23 protein-coding genes are annotated in these 23,523 nt (G+C 67.2%); 11 read left to right on the forward strand and 12 right to left on the reverse strand.

What is annotated here, in order from left to right:
• From ACTXG9_RS01600 to ACTXG9_RS01610, 3 genes are read right to left on the reverse strand one after another with little or no spacing between them, the layout of a single operon-like run.
• Window positions 1-693 carry a Rossmann-fold NAD(P)-binding domain-containing protein gene (locus ACTXG9_RS01600; RefSeq protein WP_031269078.1) on the reverse strand — a complete coding sequence of 231 codons (693 nt, stop codon included), beginning with the start codon at window positions 691-693 and terminating at the stop codon, window positions 1-3.
• Window positions 694-704: 11 nt separating this feature from the next.
• On the reverse strand, window positions 705-1,379 hold the full coding sequence (locus tag ACTXG9_RS01605) for a ChrR family anti-sigma-E factor (RefSeq protein WP_111098308.1): 675 nt from the start codon (window positions 1,377-1,379) through the stop codon (window positions 705-707).
• Window positions 1,376-1,999: a sigma-70 family RNA polymerase sigma factor gene (locus ACTXG9_RS01610; protein ID WP_021201802.1), complete on the reverse strand. Its 624-nt coding sequence runs from the start codon at window positions 1,997-1,999 to the stop codon at window positions 1,376-1,378. Before ACTXG9_RS01610 ends, ACTXG9_RS01605 begins: the two co-directional genes overlap by 4 nt.
• Window positions 2,000-2,130: 131 nt before the next feature.
• Between ACTXG9_RS01610 and ACTXG9_RS01615 the strand changes: the two genes are divergently transcribed.
• The 11 genes from ACTXG9_RS01615 (at window position 2,131) to ACTXG9_RS01665 (ending at window position 13,340) form a co-directional block, all read left to right on the forward strand.
• On the forward strand, window positions 2,131-2,898 hold the full coding sequence (locus ACTXG9_RS01615) for a hypothetical protein (RefSeq protein ID WP_111098342.1): 768 nt from the start codon (window positions 2,131-2,133) through the stop codon (window positions 2,896-2,898).
• Between the two features lie 81 nt (window positions 2,899-2,979).
• Window positions 2,980-3,930: an acyl-CoA desaturase gene (locus tag ACTXG9_RS01620; RefSeq protein WP_053496655.1), complete on the forward strand. Its 951-nt coding sequence runs from the start codon at window positions 2,980-2,982 to the stop codon at window positions 3,928-3,930.
• A 1-nt stretch (window position 3,931) separates the two neighbouring features.
• Window positions 3,932-5,209 carry an NAD(P)/FAD-dependent oxidoreductase gene (locus ACTXG9_RS01625; RefSeq protein WP_111098309.1) on the forward strand — a complete coding sequence of 426 codons (1,278 nt, stop codon included), beginning with the start codon at window positions 3,932-3,934 and terminating at the stop codon, window positions 5,207-5,209.
• Window positions 5,206-5,973 carry a DUF1365 domain-containing protein gene (locus ACTXG9_RS01630; RefSeq protein WP_010485792.1) on the forward strand — a complete coding sequence of 256 codons (768 nt, stop codon included), beginning with the start codon at window positions 5,206-5,208 and terminating at the stop codon, window positions 5,971-5,973. The genes ACTXG9_RS01625 and ACTXG9_RS01630 overlap by 4 nt, the downstream gene beginning before the upstream one ends.
• Window positions 5,970-7,229 (forward strand): class I SAM-dependent methyltransferase, encoded by a 1,260-nt coding sequence (locus ACTXG9_RS01635; RefSeq protein WP_456115628.1) that lies wholly within the window; start codon window positions 5,970-5,972, stop codon window positions 7,227-7,229. Before ACTXG9_RS01630 ends, ACTXG9_RS01635 begins: the two co-directional genes overlap by 4 nt.
• Before the next feature lies 1 nt (window position 7,230).
• On the forward strand, window positions 7,231-7,776 hold the full coding sequence (locus ACTXG9_RS01640; RefSeq protein ID WP_019659667.1) for a DUF2878 domain-containing protein: 546 nt from the start codon (window positions 7,231-7,233) through the stop codon (window positions 7,774-7,776).
• Window positions 7,773-8,558: a DUF1295 domain-containing protein gene (locus ACTXG9_RS01645; protein WP_021201797.1), complete on the forward strand. Its 786-nt coding sequence runs from the start codon at window positions 7,773-7,775 to the stop codon at window positions 8,556-8,558. The genes ACTXG9_RS01640 and ACTXG9_RS01645 overlap by 4 nt, the downstream gene beginning before the upstream one ends.
• A complete protein-coding gene (locus ACTXG9_RS01650) occupies window positions 8,555-9,628 on the forward strand; it encodes an SAM-dependent methyltransferase (protein ID WP_021201796.1) in 1,074 nt (357 codons plus the stop codon). Before ACTXG9_RS01645 ends, ACTXG9_RS01650 begins: the two co-directional genes overlap by 4 nt.
• Window positions 9,629-9,636: 8 nt before the next feature.
• Complete coding sequence (locus ACTXG9_RS01655; protein ID WP_111098311.1) at window positions 9,637-10,170, forward strand: lipocalin family protein; 534 nt, start codon at window positions 9,637-9,639, stop codon at window positions 10,168-10,170.
• A gap of 180 nt (window positions 10,171-10,350) precedes the next feature.
• On the forward strand, window positions 10,351-11,019 hold the full coding sequence (locus ACTXG9_RS01660; RefSeq protein WP_227844946.1) for a response regulator transcription factor: 669 nt from the start codon (window positions 10,351-10,353) through the stop codon (window positions 11,017-11,019).
• The gene (locus tag ACTXG9_RS01665; RefSeq protein WP_111098312.1) at window positions 11,016-13,340 is read left to right on the forward strand and encodes an ATP-binding protein; all 2,325 of its coding nucleotides are present in this window, start codon (window positions 11,016-11,018) and stop codon (window positions 13,338-13,340) included. Before ACTXG9_RS01660 ends, ACTXG9_RS01665 begins: the two co-directional genes overlap by 4 nt.
• Here ACTXG9_RS01665 and ACTXG9_RS01670 read toward each other — a convergent pair whose 3' ends face one another.
• The 9 genes from ACTXG9_RS01670 to ACTXG9_RS01710 all read right to left on the reverse strand — a co-directional run bounded on the left by ACTXG9_RS01670 (window position 13,341) and on the right by ACTXG9_RS01710 (window position 23,404).
• Window positions 13,341-14,096: a SapC family protein gene (locus ACTXG9_RS01670; protein WP_019659662.1), complete on the reverse strand. Its 756-nt coding sequence runs from the start codon at window positions 14,094-14,096 to the stop codon at window positions 13,341-13,343.
• Window positions 14,097-14,206: 110 nt separating this feature from the next.
• Window positions 14,207-14,479 (reverse strand): hypothetical protein, encoded by a 273-nt coding sequence (locus ACTXG9_RS01675; protein WP_005409616.1) that lies wholly within the window; start codon window positions 14,477-14,479, stop codon window positions 14,207-14,209.
• 250 nt (window positions 14,480-14,729) lie between these two features.
• The gene (gene fusA, locus ACTXG9_RS01680; protein ID WP_456115629.1) at window positions 14,730-16,763 is read right to left on the reverse strand and encodes an elongation factor G; all 2,034 of its coding nucleotides are present in this window, start codon (window positions 16,761-16,763) and stop codon (window positions 14,730-14,732) included.
• Window positions 16,764-17,164: 401 nt separating this feature from the next.
• Window positions 17,165-17,914 carry a hypothetical protein gene (locus ACTXG9_RS01685; RefSeq protein ID WP_456115630.1) on the reverse strand — a complete coding sequence of 250 codons (750 nt, stop codon included), beginning with the start codon at window positions 17,912-17,914 and terminating at the stop codon, window positions 17,165-17,167.
• Between the two features lie 63 nt (window positions 17,915-17,977).
• Window positions 17,978-18,739, reverse strand: coding sequence for a heme ABC transporter ATP-binding protein (locus ACTXG9_RS01690; RefSeq protein ID WP_111102758.1), 762 nt, complete (start codon window positions 18,737-18,739; stop codon window positions 17,978-17,980).
• A complete protein-coding gene (locus tag ACTXG9_RS01695) occupies window positions 18,736-19,779 on the reverse strand; it encodes a FecCD family ABC transporter permease (protein WP_019337457.1) in 1,044 nt (347 codons plus the stop codon). The genes ACTXG9_RS01690 and ACTXG9_RS01695 overlap by 4 nt, the downstream gene beginning before the upstream one ends.
• Window positions 19,776-20,825, reverse strand: coding sequence for a heme/hemin ABC transporter substrate-binding protein (locus ACTXG9_RS01700; RefSeq protein WP_111102764.1), 1,050 nt, complete (start codon window positions 20,823-20,825; stop codon window positions 19,776-19,778). The genes ACTXG9_RS01695 and ACTXG9_RS01700 overlap by 4 nt, the downstream gene beginning before the upstream one ends.
• A 51-nt stretch (window positions 20,826-20,876) precedes the next feature.
• The gene (locus ACTXG9_RS01705) at window positions 20,877-22,253 is read right to left on the reverse strand and encodes a YncE family protein (protein WP_329858930.1); all 1,377 of its coding nucleotides are present in this window, start codon (window positions 22,251-22,253) and stop codon (window positions 20,877-20,879) included.
• Window positions 22,254-22,375: 122 nt separating this feature from the next.
• Window positions 22,376-23,404 carry an alpha/beta hydrolase-fold protein gene (locus tag ACTXG9_RS01710; RefSeq protein WP_206621440.1) on the reverse strand — a complete coding sequence of 343 codons (1,029 nt, stop codon included), beginning with the start codon at window positions 23,402-23,404 and terminating at the stop codon, window positions 22,376-22,378.
• Between the last annotated feature and the right edge of the window lie 119 nt (window positions 23,405-23,523).

Consider the following 23,523-nt stretch of genomic DNA (forward strand, 5'->3'; position numbering starts at 1 on the left):
TCAGGACGCCGGATCGCGCCCGCCGGCCGCGATCCGGTTGATGTCCGCGCACTCCACCGTCGCCGGTGGATGCTCCCTGACGGCCAAGGCAATCATCGCCTGGCCCAGTGCCAGGTTGCTCGTCACCAACGAAGGTGCAACCGCACCGGCCAGTTTCATCAATGGCGCACCGCCCCAGTAAAGGGGCTTCAACAGGGCATGACGGGTGCCGGTGCCCGGGACCGGCCTGACACCGCCCGGGCGCAGCATCACGGTGCGCACCGGCAGGCTCTGCAATGCGACTTCGGTCTCGCCCTTGATCCTCAACGGCATCAGCCGGCTCCGAGGGTCCGCGCCGGCACCGGATACATACAGAAAGCACCCTTCGGGATTCGCAGCCGCCCAGGCAAGGGCCACCGCCAGAGTGGTGTCCAGGGTCACGCGTCGGTACTCGGCCTCTGCCGTGCCAACCGGTGGCGCCCCGGCACAGTAGAAGCAGGCATCGAACCCGGCCAGTTCATCCGACCGGTCCTGGATACGCAGGAAGTCCGGAACGATCAGTTCGCTGCCGGCGCCGCTCAGACTTCCCGGATGGCGGACCAGCGCTGTCAGGCCGGACACCTGTGGTGAGCGGTGGCAGGCCAGCGCCACACCTTGCCCGACCAGGCCTGCGGCACCGGTCAACAGAATCCGTAATGCGCCCGTCCCGGCCATCGTCATCCCCGCTAGAGTTTCACGAAACGCTGGATCTTCCGCGCCAGCCAGCCACTGAACACCAGCGGCGCATCCAGCGCTGACACGCAGATGCAGGGGACACCGGGCGCGGTCACCGGTTGATGCTCCACGTCTTCGTCCAGATCTGCCACGTCACCCGATGCGAACAACCCCAGCGCATCATTGTACGAACCCCGCAGGATCTGGGTCAGTTCGCTGCGGCCATGGCTGTGCATGGGCAGGCACTTGCCCGGGGCAATCTTCAGCATGATCAGCGAGGGCATCTGCTCGGCACGGATGCAATGCACGCCGGGCGCCATCCAGCGCCAACGCAGCTCGCTGAGCGATGCGCCGAAGTACGGGTGCAGTGATGCAGGAAGGTGGTCGGGGTCGGCCTCGGGCCGCTCCCTCGGCACAGGGCGCCTGGTTCCGGCGATGGCGCTCGGCGCCTCCGAGGCCAGCTGCATCAGCATGGCCTCGCGCAACTGCTCGCGACGCCCGTCGGCAGCGGGCGGTTGGGTCTGCTCCAGCAACACCGAGCCGATTGCCTCGGCATCGCGCAGGCGCTGGCGGCAGTGGGGGCACTGCTCGAGGTGGGCACCGGCCACGATGCTCAACGGCGCCGGCAGCGCGCCGGCGGCATAGCTCATCAGCGTGGATTCGTGCAGGTGGTGGTGCGGATTCACGGGGCACCTCCCACTTTGGCCTGCAGTTGCAGGAACGCACGTCGCAGGTGTGACTTTACCGTCCCCAGCGGCATGCCCAGCGCCTGGGCAATCTCACTGTGGCTCTTCGCCTCGAAATAGGACATCCGCACCAGCCTCGCCTGCACGGCGGGCAGCTCGTTGATGCGCTGGCGAAGGCGCGCCTGGTCGGCGAACTGCTCGGCACTGCTGCGCTCGATCACGTCCACGGCCGCGGCGTCTTCCACCGCTGCCTGCACCTGCATCCAGCTGCGCTCGCGACGGATGCGGTCGATCTGCAGGTTTCGCGCGATCCGGTACAGCCAGGTACTCAGCGCGCCCTGGGCAGCATCATACTCGGCCGCCCGCAACCACAGGCGCAGCAGGCACTCCTGCGCCATTTCCTCGGCCACGGCGTCGGGTGCCCCCAGGCCACGCAGATACACGCACAGCCGCGGCATGAAGTAGTCATAGATCCGCATGAAGCAGTCGCGGTCGCGCAGCCGCGCCACACTGTCCATGTCATCGGCCCAGTTCGTCGGCTCGCTGCTCGGCTGCTGGGAACTGGACACGGTGCGTGCGGTATCGAAGTTGAGGAGGGTGCTGGCGGCGTCAGGGTACATCTGCGTGAGCGGCGGGCAGGTGAAGGTCTGTCCTCTCTACGCGCAGGGGTGGCCATTGGATGCAGCAGGCACTGCGCATCCAAGCAGCCACGGCCACCGTATGACCTGAGCCTCCCTACCGGATGAACACCATGCGCACTGCCTGGCTGCTGCTGTGCCTGCCCCATGCCGTGCTGGCGGCGCCCTGGCTGCGCAACGAGGGCGTGGCCACCTCGGCGCAGGGCGATCTGCTCTATCGTGAAGTGCACTGGCGGCGCGGCCCATCGGAGGGTGCCGAGCGCTGGGTGCTCTATCAGTGCCCGGATGGCCGCCCCTTCGCCCGCAAGCATCTGCCGGCCAGCGCCCGCCCGCAGGCCCGGGGTTATTCGCTGCAGGACAGCCGTAGTGGGCAAACCGCTGAAGTCGACGCGAGTGGCGAGTCGGTGTCGATCGCCTGGAAAGAAGATGCCGCCAGCGAACTGCGTCAGCGTCGGCTTGAGCTGGCACCGGATGCGGTGATCGACACGGGCTTCGACGCCGCGGTGCGCCAGCATTGGCCAGCGCTGCTGCGAGGTGAACGCATCAGCCTGCCCTTCCTGGTGCCGGGGCGGCAGCGCTTCTTCCCGGTGCAGGTGCGGCGTACCGGCCCTGTTCGCTGGCAGGGCATCGACGCCCAGGCCATCGAGGTCAGTCTGGACACGTGGTACGGCGGCATCGCGCCGCGCCTGTCGCTGGTCTATGCCAGCGCCGACCGCCGCCTGCTGGAATTCCGCGGAACCAGCAACCTGCGCGATACCCGCGGCACCTACCCACAGGTCACGGTGCGCTTCAGCTCGCCGGTGGCCGAGCGGCCCGCCAGCGAATGGCAACAGGCCTGGGCGCAACCGCTGGTCGAACGCTGCAGCGTGATGCCCAAGTGAAGCCGGAATTTTCCACAGTCGGCCGCATCCATTGCGCGCACTGCTGCGTAGAGGAAGACACGACACCCGCCGAGATCCGCCATGGCCTCTGTAGCGCCCCTTCCCCGCCGACGCTGGCGCCTGCTGCGCACCCTGAAGCGCTGGGTCGACACCGGCAGCGCTGCGGACCACGCCGCTGGCGAGCCCGGACGCATCGACTGGCTGCGCGCCGTACCGTTCGCGTTGATGCACCTGGCCTGCATCGCGGTGATCTGGGTAGGTATCTCGTGGACGGCAGTGATCGTCGCCGCAGCCCTCTACGCAGTGCGCATGTTTGCGATCACCGCCTTTTACCACCGCTACTTCTCGCACCGGACGTTCCAGGCATCGCGAACGGTGCAGTTCGTGTTCGCAGTGATCGGCGCGTCCAGCGTGCAACGCGGGCCACTGTGGTGGGCTGCCCACCATCGCCATCACCATCGGCATGCCGACCAGCCACTGGACCCGCACTCGCCGCGCGAAGGCGGCTTCTGGCGCAGCCACATGGGCTGGTTCCTCACCCGCGAGGCATTCGCCACGGATCTATCGCGCGTGCCTGACCTGGCGCGCTTCCCGGAGCTGCGCTGGCTGGACCGCTTCGATACGGCGGTGCCGGTACTGCTGGCCGCTGCGCTGTACGCACTCGGCGCCGGCCTGGAGCGCTGGGCGCCCGGGCTGCACACCTCTGGCCCGCAGTTGCTGGTGTGGGGCTTCTTCATCTCCACCGTGGTGCTGTTCCACGCCACCGTCACCATCAACTCGCTGGCCCATCGTTTTGGCCGGCGGCGCTTCGAGACCCGTGACGACAGCCGCAACAACCTCTGGCTGGCGCTGCTTACCTTCGGCGAGGGCTGGCACAACAACCACCATTTCTTCCCCGGCACCGTCCGCCAGGGGTTCCGCTGGTGGGAGATCGACCTGACCTGGTACGGGCTGCGCGCAATGGCGGCCATGGGCCTGGTGAAGGGGCTCAAGCCCATCCCCGAGTGGGTACTGGCCAAGGCGAGGTACTGACATGCGCATCGCGATCATCGGCTCCGGCATCGCTGGCCTGGCCAGTGCCTGGTGGCTGGACGGCGAACACGAAGTGACGCTGTTCGAGGCCAACGATTACCTGGGCGGACATACCCACACCCATGACGTGCAGGTGGACGGCACGCGCATGGCGGTGGATACCGGTTTCATCGTGTTCAATCCCCTGCACTACCCACTGCTGACGGCACTGTTCGAAGAACTGGGTGTGGCCTCGCAGCCGACCACCATGAGCTTCTCAATGCACAGCGAGCGCAGTGGCGTCGAGTACAACGCCACGTCGCTGGATGGCCTGTTCTGCCAGCGTCGCAACCTGGTTTCGCCACGCTTCTGGGGAATGCTGGCCGACCTGCGCCGGTTCTACCGGGATGCACCGCTGCTGCTTGCCGAAGGCGAAGGCCCGACACTGGGCCAGTACCTGCACAGCCAGCGCTACGGTGCTGCGTTCATCGACGAGCACCTGCTGCCGATGGCTTCAGCGCTGTGGTCGTCACCGACCGACACGGTCATGCAGTTCCCGGCCCGCTACCTGGCCCAGTTCATGGCCAACCACCAGATGCTGCAGATGACCGGGCGCGCACCTTGGCGGGTAGTCAGCGGTGGCTCGGCACGCTATGTCGATGCCCTGCGTGCCCGCTGGCGGGTACGCGAGCGGCTGGAATGTCCGGTCCATTCGGTCGAGCGCATGCCGTGGGGCGCGCGCGTGCACAGCGCGGCCGGCGTGGAGGGCTTTGACGAGGTCATCATGGCGTGCCACAGCGACCAGGCGCTGGCCCTGCTCCGTGACGCCGATCCGGTCGAACGCGACGTGCTCGGCGCCATCCGCTACCAGGCCAACGAAGCAGTACTGCATACCGACGCATCGCTGCTGCCGCGCAACCGCAAGGCATGGGCCGCATGGAATGCACACGTTCCCAAGGAGCCAGGCGCGCCCTGTACGGTCAGCTATTGCATGAACCTTCTGCAGGGCCTGCCCGGTGACACCCCGCTGGTCGTGACCCTCAACCGCAGCGAGGCGATCGATCCGGCCAAGGTGCTGCGCAGGCTGCACTATGCCCATCCGGTCCACGACCACGCGGCGGTACGCGCGCAACAGCGCTGGGCTGAGCTGCAGGGCCGCCGCCGCACCTGGTTCGCGGGCGCTTACTGGGGCTGGGGTTTCCACGAAGACGGCATCCGCAGCGCCCGCCGCGTGGTGGACGCGATGCGCGAGTGCACCCCGCACCGCGACACCATCGCACCCGGCGAGGTGGCAGCGTGAGTGCCAGCGCACTCTACTTCGGGCAGGTGATGCACCGACGGCATCATCCGCAGCCCCACGCGTTCCGCTATCCGATCGCGCAGCTGCTGCTCGATCTGGACGAGCTGGAGACCGTGTTCGCCGGGCGCTGGCTGTGGTCGGTCAATCGCCGCAACCTGGCCGAGTTCCGCCGCAGTGACTACTTCGGCAACCCTGCGCAACCACTGGCCGATGCGGTGCGCGACCATGCCGCGGCTACCCTGGGCTATCGGCCCACCGGCCCGGTGCGCCTGCTCACCCATCTTCGCTTCGCCGGGCACGTATTCAATCCGGTCAGCTTCTACTACTGCTACCGGGCCGATGGCAACACCTTGGACTGCATCGTCGCCGAGATCACCAATACCCCGTGGAAGGAGCGGCACGCCTATGTGCTGCCGGTAGCTGCGGCCACCGGCGACGGGGCATCACTGCGCTGGACATTCGACAAATCCTTTCACGTCTCACCCTTCATGCCGATGGACTGCCGCTACGACTGGCGGTTCAACGCACCTGGTGATGATCTTCGCGTGCACATGCAGGTCTGGCGCGACGGCGTTCGGCAGTTCGACGCCACCCAGTCCATGCAGCGAAGGGTGCTGGACGGCCCTGGGCTGGCCCGGGTACTGGCCTGCTACCCCCTGATGACCACGCAGGTGGTGGCCGCCATCCACTGGCACGCGCTGCGGCTGTGGCTGAAGCGCAACCCCGTGCACGACCACCCTGCTCTTGCCGAGAAACCACGATGAATTCGATGACTCCCCTGGTCGCCTTGCCACGTCCCCGCGCCCTGGATGCATTCCTGCGCCGCCGCCTGCTGGCCCAGCTTGCCCCCATGCGCGACGGCCGCCTGTGCGTGCGTGATGCACTCGGCGAAGTCTGGCTGGGCGATGCGCATGGCGAACTGCATGTCACCGTCACCATCGATGACCCGGCGTTCTACCGCAAGGTTGCAGCGCAAGGCAGTGTGGGTGCAGGTGAAAGCTACATACAGGGCGAATGGCACTGCGATGACCTGGTGGCGCTGATTCGGCTGCTGGTACGCAATCGCGACCTGCTCGACGGCATGGAGCGTGGCCCGGCCCGCCTGGGCGGCTGGCTGTTGCGGGGCTGGAACCGCCTGCGCCGCAACAGCCGCGAGGGCAGCCGCCGCAACATAGCCGCGCACTATGACCTGGGCAACAACTTCTTTGCCCTGTTCCTGTCGCAGGACCTGATGTATTCCTCAGCCCTGTTCGACAAAGAAGACGAGTCGCTGGAATCCGCCTCCCGGCGCAAGCTGGACCGCATCTGCCAGCAGCTGAAGCTCAAACCGGGCGACCGCGTGGTGGAGATCGGCACCGGCTGGGGTGGTTTTGCGCTGCACGCCGCCCAGCACTACGGCTGCCACGTCACCACCACCACCATCTCCGCAGAACAGCATGCGCTGGCGGCAGAGCGCGTGCGCGCCGCAGGCCTGCAAGGCCAGGTCACGCTGCTGATGCAGGACTACCGCGACCTGCAGGGCCAGTTCGACAAGCTGGTGTCGATCGAGATGATCGAGGCCATCGGCGCCGAATACCTGGACACCTACATGGCGACGTTGCAGCGCCTGTTGAAGCCTGATGGCGTTGCCCTGCTGCAGGCCATCACCATCGAGGACCATCGCTACGAGCAGGCCCGGCGCAGCGTCGACTACATCAAGCGCTACGTGTTCCCCGGCAGCTTCATTCCGTCGATCAACGCGATCATGGCCGCCAAAACGCGGTCCAGCGACCTGCAGCTGATCGCCCAGCAGGACTTCGGCCACTCCTACGCGCTGACCCTGCGCGCCTGGCGCCAGCGCTTCCTCGTCCGGTTGCCCGACGTGCAGGCGCAGGGCTTCGATACGCGCTTCTGCCGCCTGTGGGAGTTCTACCTGGCCTATTGCGAGGGCGGCTTCCTGGAGCGCTCGATCGGGGTCTCCCATCTGCTGATGGCGCGCCCGGGGCATCGCCCGGGCGCCTCATCGGGCCAAGGCAGTTGAGATGCGCCGGTTCTGGGCCAATCTGCTTGGCAACCAGCTGGTCTGGCTGTGCGCCGTGGCCGGCGCCGGGCGCGGCTGGCAGTGGCCGGCGTTGCTGGCAGCCTCTCTCTACATCGGCAGCCAGCTTCTGACGTCGCCGCAACCACGGCTGGACCTTCGGTTGATGGTGCTGGCGCTGGCCTGCGCCTGGCTGGTCGATGCCAGCGCCGCTGCGACCGGCACCGTTCGTTACGCCGCCGCCCCGCTCGCCTGGGCGCCTCCGCCGTGGATCATGGCGCTGTGGGCCGCGTTCGCGATGACGCTGACGACCTCGATGCGCTTCCTGCTGCGCCACCGTGCCCTGCCGGCGCTGTTCGGCCTGCTGCTGGCACCGCTGGCCTATCTGTCCGCGGCACGTGGCTTTGATGCAGTGCGGTTCGCTGTGCCGGCATGGCAGGGCCTGCTGGTACTGGGTGCGGGCTGGTGCATCGCGCTTTCACTGCTGTGCCACTGCGCCCGTCGCGGCTCACGAGCCAGCTCGCCGCCCCTGGCTGGAGTTCCTTCATGAATCATCTCCTGTGGGTCCTGCTGTACACCTTGCTGATGATGAGTTGGGGCTGGGCCTGGCAGCGCCGCCACCAGAACATCGGCGTGGTCGATGTGCTCTGGGCCAAGGGCGTCGGTGCATCGGCCCTGTTGCTGGCGCTGCTCGGCGACGGCGCGACGGTGCCGCGGATCGCGCTGGGCGTGCTCGGCGGCCTCTGGGGCAGCCGTTTGGCCCTGCACCTCTGGCATCGGGTCCGTAGCGAACCGGAAGACGGGCGCTACCGCTATCTGCGCGAACACTGGCAGGGCCACCAGGGCAAGATCTTTGGCTTCTTCATGGCGCAGGCATTGCTGGTGCTGCTGTTTGCCCTGCCCTTTGTCGCAGTGGCTGCCAACCCGAGCAGCCGCATGACGTGGTGGGCCGTGGCCGCCGCGCTGGTGTGGCTGCTGAGCGTCGGCGGCGAAGCACTGGCCGACCGGCAGCTGGCCCGGTTCCGCGCCGACCCGGCAAACAAGGGCCGCACCTGCCGCGAAGGGCTCTGGCGCTATTCCCGCCACCCCAACTACTTCTTCGAGTGGCTGCACTGGTTCACTTATGTGCTGCTCGCCGTCGGTTCGCCACTGTGGTGGCTGGCGTGGGCCGGCCCATTGCTGATGTACGTGTTCCTGCGCTACCTCAGCGGCATCCCATTCACCGAGAAACAGGCGCTGCGCAGCCGCGGCGACGACTATCGCGCCTACCAGCGCAGTACACCGATGTTCTTTCCCTGGTTTCCCCGTTCTTCCAAGGAGCATTCCGCATGAGCGCGATCCCGTCACTGAACCCAGCCGAAGATGCGGAAACCGGGCTGATCGCCTGGGCCGAACGCGGGCTGGTCCCCGATGCGGCGCTGCGTGCGGGCATCCGCCGCTTGTGCGCGCAACGCCTGCATGAGGAAAGCGAGGGTGGCATCGAAGGCCAGTCGGCGCGCTTCAGCCGGCGCATCGCCGAGCTGGCCGACAGCCCACTCGCATTGCACACCGACGCAGCCAACCGACAGCACTATGAAGTGCCAGCTGCCTTTTTCCAGGCCTGCCTGGGCAAGCGACTGAAGTACAGCAGCTGCTACTACCCCACCGGGCGCGAAACGCTGGACCAGGCCGAGGACGCGATGCTGGAACTATACGGCCAGCGCGCAGGCCTGGCCGATGGCCAGCAGATTCTCGAACTGGGATGCGGCTGGGGCTCACTGACCCTGTGGATGGCCGAACGCTACCCGCAGGCCAGCATCACCGCCGTTTCCAATTCGCACAGCCAACGCCAGCACATCATGGCGCAGTGTGAAGCCAGGGGGCTGCACAACGTCGAGGTGATCACCCGCGATGTCAACCAGCTTGAGCTGCCTGCGGCACGCTTCGACCGCTGCGTGTCGGTGGAGATGTTCGAACACGTGCGCAACTACGAGCGCCTGCTGGCGGGCATCGCTCGGTGGTTGAAGCCGGACGGCGCGCTGTTCGTGCACATCTTCGCCCATCGCACATTGATGTATCCGTTCGAGACAGACGGCGGCGACAACTGGATGGGGCGGCACTTCTTCACCGGCGGGCTGATGCCGGCAGCTGACACCCTGCTGCATTTCCAGCGCGACCTGCGGCTCGACCAGCGCTGGCTGCTGGACGGCACCCACTACCAGCGCACCGCCGACCACTGGCTGGCCAACCAGGATGCGGCCCGCCAGCAGGTGATGCCGGTGTTGATCGCAACCTATGGCCAGGCTGCAGCGAAGGTCTGGTGGCAGCGCTGGCGGATGTTCTGGATGGCCTGTGCCGAGTTGTTTGGCTATGACGACGGCCAGCAGTGGCTGGTGGCCCACTATCTGTTCCGACCCCGCTGAGGTGCAACATGCGCATGTTCTCGCTGCTTCCCCTGATCGCGGTCGGCCTGTTCGGTTCCGGCTGCAGTTCCAGCGACACCCGCCCGCTGCCGCGCCCGCCATCCGTGGATGTGCCGCGCTTCATGGGCGATTGGTACGTGATCGCGCATATCCCGTCGCGCCCCGAACGCGAGGCCTTCGACGCGGTGGAGAGTTACGCACTTCGTCCCGACGGGCGCATCCAGACCACCTTCACCTACCGCAAGGGCAGCTTCGATGCGCCGCAGAAGTCGATGCATCCCATCGGTCGTGTGGAGCAGGAAGGCAATGGCGCGATCTGGGGCATGCAGTTCATCTGGCCAATCCAGGCCGAGTACGTGATTGCCTGGCTCGACGAGAGCTACCACCAGACCATCGTGGCGCGCAGCAAGCGCGACTACGTCTGGTACATGGCCCGCACACCACAGGTGTCCGAGCATGACTATGAGCAGGCGGTCGCACGGATTGCGGCCATGGGTTATGACACCCGCAAGCTCAGACGCGTGCCGCAGTCGGTCCGATGACACGCCACGACCCTTTGCGCTGGGCGGCATCGCCCGCCAACTTCTGAAGGGCCTGGATTCGGGCGTGGCGATCCATTACATCAATTAACACCCCTGGATTGATGGTTCGCGCACATTGACTCTTAGGAATAATCGCAAAAATCCAGCAAATTCGGTGCCCGGCGCGGCAGCAGCGCCAGAATGGTCGCCACGCCCTCCCGGGCGCCGATCACCTCCCAGCGCATGAATGGATACCCTGCACCGCGCCGTCTGCGGCTCGCACTGCTAGACGATCACGAAGTCGTCCGCCGCGGCACCGCCTTGCACCTGTGCCGCGACGTCCGCTTCAACATTGTCGCCAGCCACACCCACAGCGACGCGTTCATCGGCTGCCTGCGCAAGCTGGCAGTGGATGTCGCCATCATCGATCTCACCCTGGCGCCTGGCGACCGCAGCAGTGATGAGCTGGTTCCCTTGCTGCGGGAGCGCTTTCCTCATGTGCCCCTGCTGGCCTTCGCCACGCTGACGCCAACAACCCGCGTGGACCACCTTCTGGCGGCCGGCATCAGCGGCATTGTCAGCAAATCCGAGCCGCTGGAGATGCTGTCCGAGGCCATCGTGCGTGTATCGCAGGGATTGTGCCGCCTGCCGGCCGATTGCCTGGTCCCGGCCTGCCGCGACGAACTCAGTCGCAATGAACGCGAAGTGCTGGACCTGCTCCTGTCCGGCCTGACCGTGTCGGAGATCGCATTGCGCCGCCACCGCAGCGTCAAGACGGTCAGCACCCAGAAGGTGGCCGCCCTGCGCAAGCTCGGGCTGCGCAATGACGTGGAGATCTATGCACTGCGAGAGCAGCGGAACCTCCGATGAGGCGCCGTGTTCGCCTCCGGTTGCATACCTTTGTCACCTCGTTGATGGTCCTGATCCTGCTGCCAGCAGCCTCGGCCGAGGATGCACATCTGCAGGCGTGGCCGGCGGGTCGCGAAGTACGGGTCGCCACCGCGCCATCATTGCGCCCGCTGCCTGCACCACTGGCGGACTCGATCCCGCTCCCGACCCTCGCCCACGGCTATGCGCAGCTCGTGGCTGACCATTCCGGACTGCGCTTCCGTGACATCGCCTACACCAGCACGAGGGCAGCGGTCACTGCCGTCTGCCGGCACGAGGCCGATCTGGTGCTGGTGATGGGCGGCCCAGCGCATCGCCCACGGCCCTGCCCCGGCCTGATGGCATCCGGCGCCTTCGATGGCGGCAAGACGGTCCTGGCCGTGCGCAAAGGCGAGCACGCGCCACGTGACGTCGGCAGCGTGAAGGCGCAGGTGCTGGCCGTGATTCGCGGCGGCCCTTATGCCAGCTGGCTGGCAACCCACCATCCGCAGGTCCGCCTGCTGCACTTGCCCGATCGGCATGCAGCCCTGGCCGCCGTGGACAACGGCATCGCCGATGCTGCGATCGGCCTGGAAGCTACACTGCACGCGATGATCCGGCGGCACTTCGCGGGCAAACTGCAGCTTCATCCGTTCGAGAGCGACTTCTCCACCGATCTGCACCTGCTCGTGCGCCGCGAGGACCAGCAGCTGCTGAGGCGCATCGACCAGGCACTGCACGACATCACGCTCGAAGAGCACGCGGGCCTGCTGGCATTGTGGGCGCAGCAGATGCTGCCCGCCCCCGTCGAGAACGCGCTTGACCGGGTGCGCGCCCTGCACCTGCCCTGGCTGCTGTATGTGGCCGCAATACTCATCGGCCTGACCATGTTCTGGCAGGCACTACGTTGGCGAATCGGTCGCACGGAACAACGCCTTGGGCGCGCGGCAGGAATGATCAGCCACGAAGTGCGCAATTCCGCGCAGACGATACTGGCTTCGATCGACCTGCTGAGCCAGTCGCGCCTGTCCAGGAGAGAGCACGACCTGCTCGCGGCCGCGCGTGCCGCCGGCCACGCGCTGCGCAGGCTGCTCGACCGCTCGCTCGCGTTCTCGCGTCTGGCCAGCGGCAGCTTCAGGCCCCACGTCGTACCTTGCGACGTCGGCCAGCTCTGTGCCCATGCACTGGACGCGATCCGGCCGGAGGCACTGCGCAGGGGATTGTCCCTCAAGCTTGATTGCACGCCCGACCCCGCGCCGACGGTCGCACTCGATGCTGACGGGCTGCGCCAGATTGTCGACAACCTGCTGGGCAACGCGTTGAAGTTCACTGATGCCGGTGGCATCGAAGTGCGCCTGCAGCTGTCACCCATCCCGTCTGCCAGGGAGCTGTTGCTGGATGTAATCGACAGCGGCATCGGTATCGCCCCCGCGCAACTGCCGCTACTGTTCCGCCCGTTCCAGCAGGGAGAGGATGGCCAGAAGCGCGGCGGCACTGGCCTGGGCCTGACGATTGCGCGCGAGCTGGCCATTGCCATGGGCGGCAACCTGGCCGCGTACAGCGTACATGGGCGCGGCAGTCGCTTCACCCTGCGACTGCCGGTCCGCGCTGTCCCTCGCGATCCGCCCACCATCGAGCGCCCGCAGCAGGCGCCGTTGACGGGCACAGAGCTGCTCCTGGTCGAGGACCACGCACTCAGCCGGCGCGTCGTGGCAGAGCAACTGCGTCGGCTGGGTGCCGATGTGTGCGCGGTTGCCGATGCGGAAACCGCGTTGGCCGAACAGGCGCTGCGACCGCGCGGCACGGTGGTGCTGGATATCGGGCTCCACGGCCGGGACGGCTACGGCTTGGCACAGCAGCTGCGCGCGCGGGCAAACGCGCCCCTGCGAGTGATTGCCCTGTCCGCCCGCATGGGGCGCCGGCACGTGGCGCGCTGTCGCCGGGCCGGATTCGACGCCGTCCTGGTCAAGCCGCTGCAGGTGGCAGACTTGCTGCAGGCGCTGGGCCTTCCGCCTTCGGCGCACGCTGCCGCGCCTTGTAGCGCGCGGGGCGCCGACCCGGATTTCGCTGCGGATATCGCCCATGAGCTGGCCGGGATCGAACAGTCCCTGCAGGACGCCGATGCCGCGACATTGCGCCATCATGCGCACCGCCTGCAGGGCACGTTGCAGATGTGCCGGGCAATCGATCAGGCCGGCACCGCGGCCGCCCTGTGGGAGTTGGGGCAGCAGGCCACGCCCGACTGGGTCGAGGCATGGCGACTGCTGCAGGGATTGCAGCAGTGGCACGGCTCCCGCAAGGCGGAAGCCGTGCCTTCAAGCTGATCAGGCCGCCAGGCGCTCGACCTGGCGACGGGTCAGGTCGTTGAATCGCCCCAGCGACATCAGGTGCTGGTGGATCAGCGCCAACCAGCCGCTGCGGTGCCACTCGACCACGGTCGCTTCCGGCAACGCCACGAACTTCTCAACGTCCACCACCAGGAAGCCATTGAGGTTGAACTCGCGGCCATCCGGAGTGCGCACGGTGGCGTTGCGCTCGACCAGCAGGCCGTTGTCGATCAGGGCCTTGGAGAAGGCCTGGGTCTGTTCGTGCTCGCGGGTGTACTGGCCGCAGAACTCCAGCGCCTGCTGCACCATGTCGGTGGCCTTGCCGTCCACGAACAGCGGCTGGCCTTCGTCACCCCCCTTGACCACGCGCGAGCTCTCTTCGTCGATGCCCAGCAGGAAGTCGTTGTCCGCACCGGTGTCGATGAAAATGAAGGGGTGGCGACGCAGGTAGGCCGGAATGTAGGCCTCGTCTTCCCACAGGCCGTCCTTGATGAACAGGTTCTGGTCGGACACACCGACGGCCGCCATCGGCACGGCGGTCGGGCCAGCGAACAGAATCGGGAAGTGGTGCAGGGCCAGCGAGAACTCGCCCAGCACCAGCGGAATGGCGTTGTTGCCGGCCGCAAACTCGAGCCTGCCCGGCAGGATGCGCAGATCGGCGTGCACATCGGCCTGCAGCGGCACCGGACGGGTATAGAACAGGGGAGCGCCGCTCGGCGCCGCTTCGGTGGTGGTGTCGCTGGTGGTGGTCATCTTGGGAACCGTTCAATCATGCGCGCCTGCCATCCCGGGCGCGCCAGCGGGAACAACCTGAATCCCGCATTATCAACAAGCTCGATGACAACGGCCACCCCACCGACGGCCTATTTCAGCTGCAAGGGGTAGCGCTGCCAGAGCACGTGCACCAGGAACCCGGCCAGCTCGGTGTCGCGCGCGCTCACCGCGGCACGGATCTTGTCCAGCAGCACCATATCGCTGCAGGAACGCACGTCGGCATGGTTGGCCTGCCCTGCCCGGCGCGCGCGATAACGCGCGGCGCGCTGCGCATCGCTCATCGCGTACCCGAACTTGGGCGGACGGCCGCGCTTGCGCGGCAGGGTCAGCTCCAGGGTTCCGGGGTCTTTGTCATCACGCATGAGAGGGGTGCGGGCGGCGGCGAGCAACGGGGGGCGCAATTTATCGTGAGGCATCACTTTAATCCAGCTTTTTCTGCACTTTTGTTGCGATGCAGCGCCAATGTTGCCGTGTCGGTGCGGATCCATCCACGCATGGCGTGGATCTACTGCAGAGCTCGCGACCCGGTCACCCGCTAGATCCACGCCATGCGTGGATGCGGAAACCCGAACAAAGAAGTGGGAGCCCGCGAACGGGCTCCCCTCGCCTTCCTCATGCAGCGCGTACCGGTTCATAGCCGTGCAGGTGCGCTTCGCTGCTGGCCCGTCCCTGGCTGAGCGACCGCAGCGCGGTGGTGTACCCCACCAGCTGCGCCAGCGGCGCAAAGCCACTGACCTCGGCCCGACCGTCCTGATCGTCGATGCGGGCGATGCGGCCATGGCGCCGGTTGAGGTCGCCCACCACGTCACCCACCGATGTCGACGGCGAATGCACCGTCACCGCCATCACCGGCTCCAGCAGCTGCGTGCCACCCTCGGCCAGCGCCGCCTTGATCGCCTCGGCGCCTGCGCGATGGAACGCCATCTCCGACGAGTCCTTGGCATGGGTCTGGCCATCGACAAGACTGACCTCGATACCGACCACCGGATGACCCTGCGGCCCTTCCGACAGTGCGGCACGCACGCCCTTCTCCACCGCCGCGATGAAGCTGCGCGGCACCACGCCACCGACGATGCGGTCGTTGAACACCACCTGGTCGTCCTCACGCGGCGCCACGTCCAGCACCACGTGCGCGAACTGGCCCTGGCCACCGGTCTGCTTGACCAGCCGCCCAACGACACCCGTCATCGCGCGCATCGGCGTCTCCTGGTAGGCCACGCGCGGCGCACCTACGCCCACGTCGACGTTCCACTCGCTGCGCAGGCGCTCGACCATCACTTCCAGGTGCAGCTCGCCCATACCCCAGACCAGGGTCTCCGCCGTATCGCGATCGGTTTCAACGCGGAACGACGGATCTTCCTGGGCCAGGCTCGCCAGTCCCTGCGCCATCCGGATCAGGTCGGCCGCACGCGCCGGTTCCAACCGCCAGGCCAGCACCGGCGCCTGTGCCTGTATGTTCTCCAGGCGCAACGGCAGCGCACGGCCGCTCAGCGTTTCACCGCTGACCGCATCCTTCCAGCCCAGCACCGCGACGATGTCACCGGCCACGGCCTGTTCAATGTCGTGGGTCTGGTCGGCCTGCACCCGCACCAGCCGGCTGACCCGCCGTCCCTGCGGATGCTGCGAACTGGCCACCGCGTCGCCCACCTTCAAGGTGCCCGAGTACAGCCGCACGAAGCTGAGTGCACCGTGCTGCTGGTGGGTAATCTTGAACAGCAGCCCCGCCAGCGGGCCATCAGGATCGGGCGGCAAGACCACCTCACCCTCATCGCTTTCGGCGCTGACGGCAGGGCGATCCAGCGGCGACGGCAGGTAATCGACCACGGCATCCAGCAGCGTCTCGATGCCCTTGTCCTTGAACGCAGCACCGGCCAGCACGGGCACGCCCGCACCCGCCAGCGTCGCCCGGCGGATCGCCGCGCGCAGCGCCCCGGCATCGACCACCCGACCTTCCAGCCAGGCATCGGCCAGTTCTTCGTCATGATCGGCCACGGCTTCGACCAGAGCATCGCGCTGGGCTCGCCACTGGATACGTGCCGCGTCGTCCCACGGGCTGATGGTCGTCGCGCCGTCGCGCCACTGCAGCACGCGCTCATCGACCAGGTCGACCCAGCCGTTGAAGTCGCTCTCGCTGCCCAACGGCACGCCCAGCGCCCACGGTCGCGCCTGAAGCTTGTCCTGAAGCTGCTCCAGTACGCGCTCGAACGACGCGCCGACGCGGTCCATCTTGTTGACGAAGGCGATCAGCGGCACGCGATGACGGCGCGCCTGGCGCCACACCGTCTCGGACTGCGGCTGCACGCCATCCACGGCCGAGAACACGGCCACGGCGCCGTCGAGCACGCGCAGCGAACGTTCGACTTCGATGGCGAAGTCGATGTGGCCAGGGGTATCGATCAGGGTCAGCCGATGCGGCGGCAGGTCACGCGGTGCCCACTGCGCCTGCACGGCGGCCGCGCCGATGGTGATGCCCCGTTCGCGCTCGATTGCCGAGAAATCGGTGGTCGCATTGCCGTCGTGCACTTCGCCGACGCGATGGATTTCGCCGCTTTTCCACAGCAGGCGTTCGGTCAACGTGGTTTTGCCGGCGTCGATGTGGGCAATGATGCCAAGGTTGCGACGACGGGAAAGGACTTGGGTGTTCATGAGATAGGTTCCTGCAAAGCCAACTACGGGGGCCGCGCACCCCGGTTGGCGACAGGGTGCGCGGCTAGCGTTCGGTCTCGGCGATCTGGTGCATGGCACGTTCTCCTTGCGGTACGTCGGGCTAGGGAAATGAAACTGCAGAAACGAAAAGAGCGCCCCGAAGGGCGCTCTGTGGATGATCCAGCGATAGCCGCTTCAGCGGCCCTGTGGAGCTCCAGGCAGACACGCCCGTTCCGCGCTTGCGCGGGTCAGGGTGAAAAACTTCAGGAGCGGCATCCGGTTCATGGGGCGCATTCTAGACCTGCCAATCTGGCGCGCAAGTGAATATTGAACGCATAAATGGAACGATGCACACCACGGTAGAACCACCCCGCGGGTGGCTGTGATGAGTGCCTGACGCCTTACTTGCACCCATGCAGCGTGCGGGCATCCGCCACGGTCGCTGCCTGGTCATCCCCCATCGAAATCCACCCCTTCAACGACATCGCCGGATCCACATGCGGCTGCCGTGCGCCACCGTGGACCACCACTTCGGTCCAGCTGCCCACCGGCGCCAGTTCGGACAAGCGCGCCGCCTGGTCGTCCTCGGTGCTGAACATGTCGTCCGGGCCCGCCGGCGGCGTGGCATTCACGGTTTCCGTCTTGCGGGTCCGGACCCGAAGTGCACCGTCCGGCAGCCGCTGGGTGATCACTTCGTATCGCTCAACACCATATGCCCAGCTGTTTTCGCCAACGCTGCGGGTCTCGCTGCCATCATCAGCCACGGTCACCCTCTCCCCTGCCGGCCCGACAACGCCCGCGACAGCCGCCAGGCCGGACATCAATGCCTGATAGACGATCATCTGCCGCTGCTCGGTGGTCAACGCTCCGGCCTTGAGCTTGGCCGCAGGAATCTTCAGATACGCCGTCTCCCTGCACAGCACCAGCACCTGCTGGTCGTCCCAACTCACCGACATTTCCTCGTTGGCGAAGTACTGCGTCTTCATCGACGTCACAGCGGCGCCCTCGCCACTGGAATGCCAGGTCTCTATCAGCGAGGCGTTCTCGGCCGCGTCGGTCAGCGAAACCTGGGAGGTCGAAGCTGCATGGGCTGCGCAAACGGAAGCAATCATCGTGGCAAGCAGCACGCTGCGCGTGACGGTACGGAACATGGCATCAGTCCATTGAAGAAAACGAAGCAACCATGATACCCGGAGCAACCCGGCGGCCTTCGTTCAGGTCACCACAACCAGCGGCACCCCGCGCCGCGGATGCTCCAGCACCACCACATCCTGCTGGTAGACCCGCTGCAGGTTATCTTCGGTCAGCACCTGCGGCGGCGTACCATCAGCGGCCACCCTGCCCTGCTCCAGCAGCACGATGCGGTCGGCATAGCCAGCCGCCAGGTTCAGATCGTGCAGCACCACGATCACGCACGCACCGGCTTCGGCACAGGCACGCACACTGCGCAGCGTGCGCTCCTGGTGGCGCAGATCCAGCGCGGCCGTCGGCTCATCAAGCAACAACAGCGGCGTGTCCTGCGCCAGCACGCGCGCGAACGTGGTGCGGGCCGATTCACCACCGGACAGCTGCTGCACCTCGCGCAGGCGCAGCGCCTGCAGTTCCGCGGCATCGATTGCCGCTTCCACCTGGGCGTCATCCACCACTGGATCCGGCGGATGCGGCAAACGCCCCATCGCCACCACTTCTTCCACGCTGAAGGCAAAGCGCACGCCGTGCTCCTGTGGCATCACCGCGCGCTCGCGCGCCAGTGGTCCGGCCTTGTAGCTGGCCAGCGGATTGCCCAACAGGCTCACCTCGCCCGCATCGGCGCGCAGGTCACCGGCAGCCACCGCCAACAGCGTGGATTTGCCCGCGCCATTCGGTCCAACCAGGGCGGTCACCGTACCCGGCTCGAACGCCAGCGAGATGCCATGCAGGATCTCGCGCTGCTGGCGGCGCACCACCACCTCGTGCAGTTTCAGCAGCACGCTCATGGGGCCGCCTTGCGGCGCTGCTGCAGCACCAGCCAGAGGAAGAACGGTGCGCCCAGCGCGGCCGAGAACAAGCCCAGCGGAATCTCCGCGGGCGGATCGAGCGTGCGTGCGGCGGTGTCGGCCACCACGATCAGCAGCGCACCGAGCAGGCCGGACAACGGCAGCAGCCAGCGATGCCCGGGGCCGACCAACAGGCGCGCCACGTGCGGCACCACCAGGCCAACGAAGCTGATCGAGCCGGCAAAGGCCACCGCCGCGCCCACCAGCAGCGCACTGAACGCCACCAGGCGACGCCGCGTGCGGGTGACATCCAGCCCGAGGTGCTGTGCCTGGCGCTCCCCCAGCGCCAGCATGTCCAGCGGCGTGGCCAGTCGCTGCAATGCGAACACGCCGATGGCAAACAACGGCACCACCGCAGCCACGTCGGCCCAGTTGGCGCGCGCGAGCGAGCCCATCTGCCAGAACACCAGCGACTGCAGTTCGCTTTCGCTGGCGATGTAAGTGAGGAAACCAATCAGCGCCGAGCAGAACGCGGCCATCGCGATACCGACCAGCAGCAGCGTGGCGTTACCCGTGCCCTTGCCAGGCCGGGCCAACGCATACGTCAGGCCGATCGCCAGCGCACCGCCGACGAACGCGGCCACCGGCACCAGCCAGCCCGCCGCACCGGCGGCGCCCAGCACGATGGCGGCCACCGCACCCAGTGCAGCACCCTGGCTGACACCGACGATGCCGGGGTCGGCCAGCGGGTTACCGAACAGGCCCTGCAGGCTGGCACCGGCCATCGCCAACGACGCGCCGACCATCGCGCCCAGCAGGGCACGCGGAATGCGCAGTTGCCAGACCACGGCCAGATCGCGGCTGCTGACTGCCTGCGGATCCAGCAGGCCCAGCTTAACCGCCAATGCCTGCATCACCTCCAGCGGCGGCAGCCGCAGCGGGCCCACGGCGAACGACGCCAGCACTGCCCCCAGCAGTGCCAGCAACGCCACCAGCAACATTGTCCGCCCGCGACGGCGGCGCCGATCCGCCGGACTCATGCCTTCGGCAACGCCGCCAGGGCCTTGGCCAGCGCCAGCGCGCCAGCACCGGAACCGACACTGGTGTACTTCAGCTGCACATCCGGCATCACCCAGACCCGGTTGGCCTGCCCGGCCGGGGTCTGCCTCAGCGTCGGGTACGCCTTCCACAGGCCTTCGGCACCACCGAACAACTGCAGGTCATGCTCGGTCACCAGGATCACCTCCGGTGCCGCGGCAACCACGCCTTCATTGCTCAGCTGCGAGTAGTTCTTCACCCCGGCCTCGGTGCCGATGTTGACGCCGCCAGCCAGTGCGATCAGCTGCGCCGACGCGCTGTCGGCACCGGCAACAGTCGGCGAGCCACCGGCACCGGTGGCCGATACGTGGATCAGTCGTGGTGCATGGCCCAGGCCCTTGCCAATCGCTGCAGCCTCGTCGAGCTGGCGCTGCACCTGCGTGGCAAGCGCCTGCCCTGCCTCGGCCAGCCCTAGTGCGGCGGCGACCTTGCGCACCTTATCCGGGGCCGGCTGCAGGTCATCGATGACCACGGCCGGCTCGCCCACTTCGCGCAGCTTCCTGGCCAGCTCGGTGTGGCGGCGCAGGCTGTTGCCGAGGAACAGCGAGCCCTGCAGGCTCAGCACGCCCTCCACGCCAGTGGTTCGGTTGAACAGGAACTGGTGCGGTGCGGCCAGGCCGGCCTGGGTGGTGGTGTTGGTCGGTGCCGCGAACACCTGCGTGCCCAGACCCAGCGCCTCGATCACCGCGATGACATCGTCACCACCGGCAATGATCCGGCGGGTGTCGGCCACTTCGACGTCGGCACCATCATCGGAATGCACCTTGGCCGGCAGCACCGCCTTCCGGCCGTGCACGGCCGGCATCTCGGCACCTGCCACGCGCTGCCAGCCTGCCGGCAGCGCGGTTTCCGCAGCGGGCGCCGTTGCTGCGGGCGACTCGGCAGGCGTATTGGCATCAGAGGGAGCCGACGAGCCACCACAGGCAGCCAGCGCCAGCGAAACAGCCAACGGAAGCGCACACAGGCGCAGACGGGACGCGATGTTCATGCACAATCTCCTTGCTGGCAGGGCGACGCGCACGCCGCCCCACCGCGTGACTTACTGCTTCGGGGTGATGCGGGTGATGCGGTCACCCTTCGGGTCTTCAGCGCCGCGCGACTTGTTCACCGCGAACACGTTGCCCTTGCCATCGGCGCGGACGTGGTTCGGCAGCGTGCCGCCATCAAGATTGGCGACCACCTTGCCGTCACCGTTCACCACGGTGACCGTGCCAGCGCCACGGTTGCTGACGTAGGCCAGGCCGGAGGCATCATCGAAGGCGACGTTCAGCGCGCCGGCGCCGACCGGCACATCGTGCAGCACCTTGCCGGCGGCCACGTCGACGATCAGCAGGTTGTCGGTGCCCTGCGAGGCCACGTACAGGCGGTTGCGCGCCGCGTCGAAGGCCACGCCCGAGGCACTGATCGAATTGCCCAGATCGATGACCTTCTCGACCTTGCCGCTGGCCACATCGATCACTGCCGCCTCCGGGGTGCCGATGCTGACGGTGAACAGCTTGCCGCCCTTCTCGTCCAGCACCAGGCTCATCGGGGTGAACTTGCCGTCGTCCACGCCGGATTCCAGCGTCACCTGCGGCAGTTCCTTGAGGGTCTTCGCATCAAACACCGTCAGGTGGTCCTCGCCGGTGGCAGAAGCGAACACTTTGCCGTGCGTACCGTCTACCACCACGTCGCGCGCATGCGGCACGGTGTCGACGGGGAACTGGTGGACCAGCGACAGGTCCTTCTGGCGATAGACGGCGATCGAGTTCTGGCGGGTATTGGTCACCCACACATTGCCGTTGGTGTCATCCACACCCACGCCGTAGACCGCATACACCGAACCATTGGTGCTGCCCGGCACCTGCGCCGGGGTGATCGCCTTGGTCACCTTCAGCGACTTCGGGTCCAGCTTCAACAGCTGCGACTGGGTCACCGGCGGGCGGCCCACGGCCGAAGTGACGAACACGGCGTTGCTGGCGGCGCTGTAGGCGGACTGGTACAGGCCCGGCACCAGCTTGTTGGACTGGGTGGCGAACTGCGCCTGGCCGGACAGCGGCAGCTGCGGCGAGACGCGCAGCTTCAGCACCGTGGCCGCAGCCGGCTGGCTGGCGCGCACCACCACCGGATGGGTGCCCGGCACGGCGTCGGTCGGAATGCTCAACTGGGTCTTGAAGTTGCCATCGGCATCGACCACCACCGGCTGGGCGTTGAGCACGCTGTCGCCACGCAGCAGGCTGACCTTCTGGCCCGGCACGAAGCCACGACCGACCACGTCGGCGGTGCTGCCGGGAACCACATTCTCACCGCGCGAGACAACCTCACCCTTGAAGGTGGCGTTGGCCGGCTGGTCGAACACCGGCTGCGCGGTGGCGGTCACCGCAAGCAACAGGCCGGCGGCGAGAAAGGTGAGATGGAAAGACGGACGGAACGACATGGAAGGCTCCTTGCACACGTAGGCCGCGCCACGTGGCGCGGGAGTCATCGGTTGCCTGGGCCGCTGCACGTCGGCAGCCTCGCCTGGGTAGTGGGGTCGCACGGCATCGCGTGCGAAGGCATTCATTCGGCGGCGTTGTCCCCGCCACTGGGCGCGCCATCGCCGGCGCTGCGGTCGGTCACGCCGTACAGTTCATGCAGCGCGGCATGGAACGAGGCCGGCAGCATCGGGCCGTGTCCCAGCCCCGGGAACTCGCGGTACTGCACGCTCAGGCCCGGCACCTTGGCCAGCCGCTCGGACAACTGCATCGCCGCATCCGGCGTGGCACCGCCAATGCGGCGCAGGTGCGCGACCACCCGTGGGTTGCTCAGGTCGCGCTTGCCACGATCGCCAACACGCTCGGCACCGCCCAGCATCAGCCAGAGCTTTGCCCGCTGGCCGTGCACGTTCTGCACGAACTGCTGCTCCGGATCACCCAGCGCCGCGCCCTGGCTCCACCACAGCGACGGGCTGGCGGCCAGATAGGACTGGAAGGCGGCGGGACGGGTGTACAGCGCATTGAGCACGAACAAACCGCCCAGCGAGTGGCCCCACAGCGCTTGCTGCTGCGTATCGATGCGTGCGCGACGCTCGACTTCCGGCTTGATGCGGCGTTCGATCACATCCAGGAAGGCCGCAGCACCACCGCCGACCGCCTGGGTCGTACCGCTCTCAGCGTCCGCGCGGTCGATCCACGCGGTGTAGTCGCGGGTGCGCGCCTTGGAATCGATGCGCAGGTCGTTGTCGTAGCCGATCAGCACCAGCACCGGTGGCGCCTTGCGCGCGGCCAGTTCGGCAAGCAGCGGCTGGTCCAGGACCATAGCGACGGCGTTGCCATCCAGCGCGTACAGCACCGGCGAGGGCGTCTTGCCGGCGTTGGCCGGGATTGCCAGGTTCACACGCCAGCGGCGCTGCTGGTCCGGGCTGCTCACCACGAACTGTTGAAAGCGATAGCTGGTCGCCGGCTCGTCGAGCACGGTGTGGCCGATCTTCTGCAGCGGATTGCGCTGCTGCGCATGGGCGTACGGGGTGGCCAGGAGCAGACCCATCATCAAGGCGGCCATGCCGCGGGCCAGTGGACCACGGCGCAAAGGCGGGACGAAATGCTTCATCAGCGGCGGCACGAGCGGCCGATGGCCGCCGGTTCACAGGGGACCGCAGTCTACCTTAAACGCGAATGATTATCACATCGATCAAATGTCACACTGTGTATCACGCGCGCGATGCATTC

The organism is Stenotrophomonas maltophilia group sp. LNF247 (assembly GCF_054083135.1).

Coding starts and splice junctions, on each gene's coding strand:
- ACTXG9_RS01625 (WP_111098309.1), top strand. CDS start 3,932: ATGCGCATCGCGATCATCGGCTCCGGCATCGCTGGCCTGGCCAGTGCC.
- ACTXG9_RS01710 (WP_206621440.1), bottom strand. CDS start 23,404: ATGAAGCATTTCGTCCCGCCTTTGCGCCGTGGTCCACTGGCCCGCGGC.
- ACTXG9_RS01600 (WP_031269078.1), bottom strand. CDS start 693: ATGGCCGGGACGGGCGCATTACGGATTCTGTTGACCGGTGCCGCAGGC.
- ACTXG9_RS01675 (WP_005409616.1), bottom strand. CDS start 14,479: ATGCGTGATGACAAAGACCCCGGAACCCTGGAGCTGACCCTGCCGCGC.
- ACTXG9_RS01695 (WP_019337457.1), bottom strand. CDS start 19,779: ATGAGTCCGGCGGATCGGCGCCGCCGTCGCGGGCGGACAATGTTGCTG.
- ACTXG9_RS01705 (WP_329858930.1), bottom strand. CDS start 22,253: ATGTCGTTCCGTCCGTCTTTCCATCTCACCTTTCTCGCCGCCGGCCTG.
- ACTXG9_RS01645 (WP_021201797.1), top strand. CDS start 7,773: ATGAATCATCTCCTGTGGGTCCTGCTGTACACCTTGCTGATGATGAGT.
- fusA (WP_456115629.1), bottom strand. CDS start 16,763: ATGAACACCCAAGTCCTTTCCCGTCGTCGCAACCTTGGCATCATTGCC.
- ACTXG9_RS01655 (WP_111098311.1), top strand. CDS start 9,637: ATGCGCATGTTCTCGCTGCTTCCCCTGATCGCGGTCGGCCTGTTCGGT.
- ACTXG9_RS01660 (WP_227844946.1), top strand. CDS start 10,351: ATGGTCGCCACGCCCTCCCGGGCGCCGATCACCTCCCAGCGCATGAAT.
- ACTXG9_RS01635 (WP_456115628.1), top strand. CDS start 5,970: ATGAATTCGATGACTCCCCTGGTCGCCTTGCCACGTCCCCGCGCCCTG.
- ACTXG9_RS01690 (WP_111102758.1), bottom strand. CDS start 18,739: ATGAGCGTGCTGCTGAAACTGCACGAGGTGGTGGTGCGCCGCCAGCAG.
- ACTXG9_RS01685 (WP_456115630.1), bottom strand. CDS start 17,914: ATGTTCCGTACCGTCACGCGCAGCGTGCTGCTTGCCACGATGATTGCT.
- ACTXG9_RS01665 (WP_111098312.1), top strand. CDS start 11,016: ATGAGGCGCCGTGTTCGCCTCCGGTTGCATACCTTTGTCACCTCGTTG.
- ACTXG9_RS01650 (WP_021201796.1), top strand. CDS start 8,555: ATGAGCGCGATCCCGTCACTGAACCCAGCCGAAGATGCGGAAACCGGG.
- ACTXG9_RS01610 (WP_021201802.1), bottom strand. CDS start 1,999: ATGTACCCTGACGCCGCCAGCACCCTCCTCAACTTCGATACCGCACGC.
- ACTXG9_RS01700 (WP_111102764.1), bottom strand. CDS start 20,825: ATGAACATCGCGTCCCGTCTGCGCCTGTGTGCGCTTCCGTTGGCTGTT.
- ACTXG9_RS01615 (WP_111098342.1), top strand. CDS start 2,131: ATGCGCACTGCCTGGCTGCTGCTGTGCCTGCCCCATGCCGTGCTGGCG.
- ACTXG9_RS01640 (WP_019659667.1), top strand. CDS start 7,231: ATGCGCCGGTTCTGGGCCAATCTGCTTGGCAACCAGCTGGTCTGGCTG.
- ACTXG9_RS01670 (WP_019659662.1), bottom strand. CDS start 14,096: ATGACCACCACCAGCGACACCACCACCGAAGCGGCGCCGAGCGGCGCT.
- ACTXG9_RS01620 (WP_053496655.1), top strand. CDS start 2,980: ATGGCCTCTGTAGCGCCCCTTCCCCGCCGACGCTGGCGCCTGCTGCGC.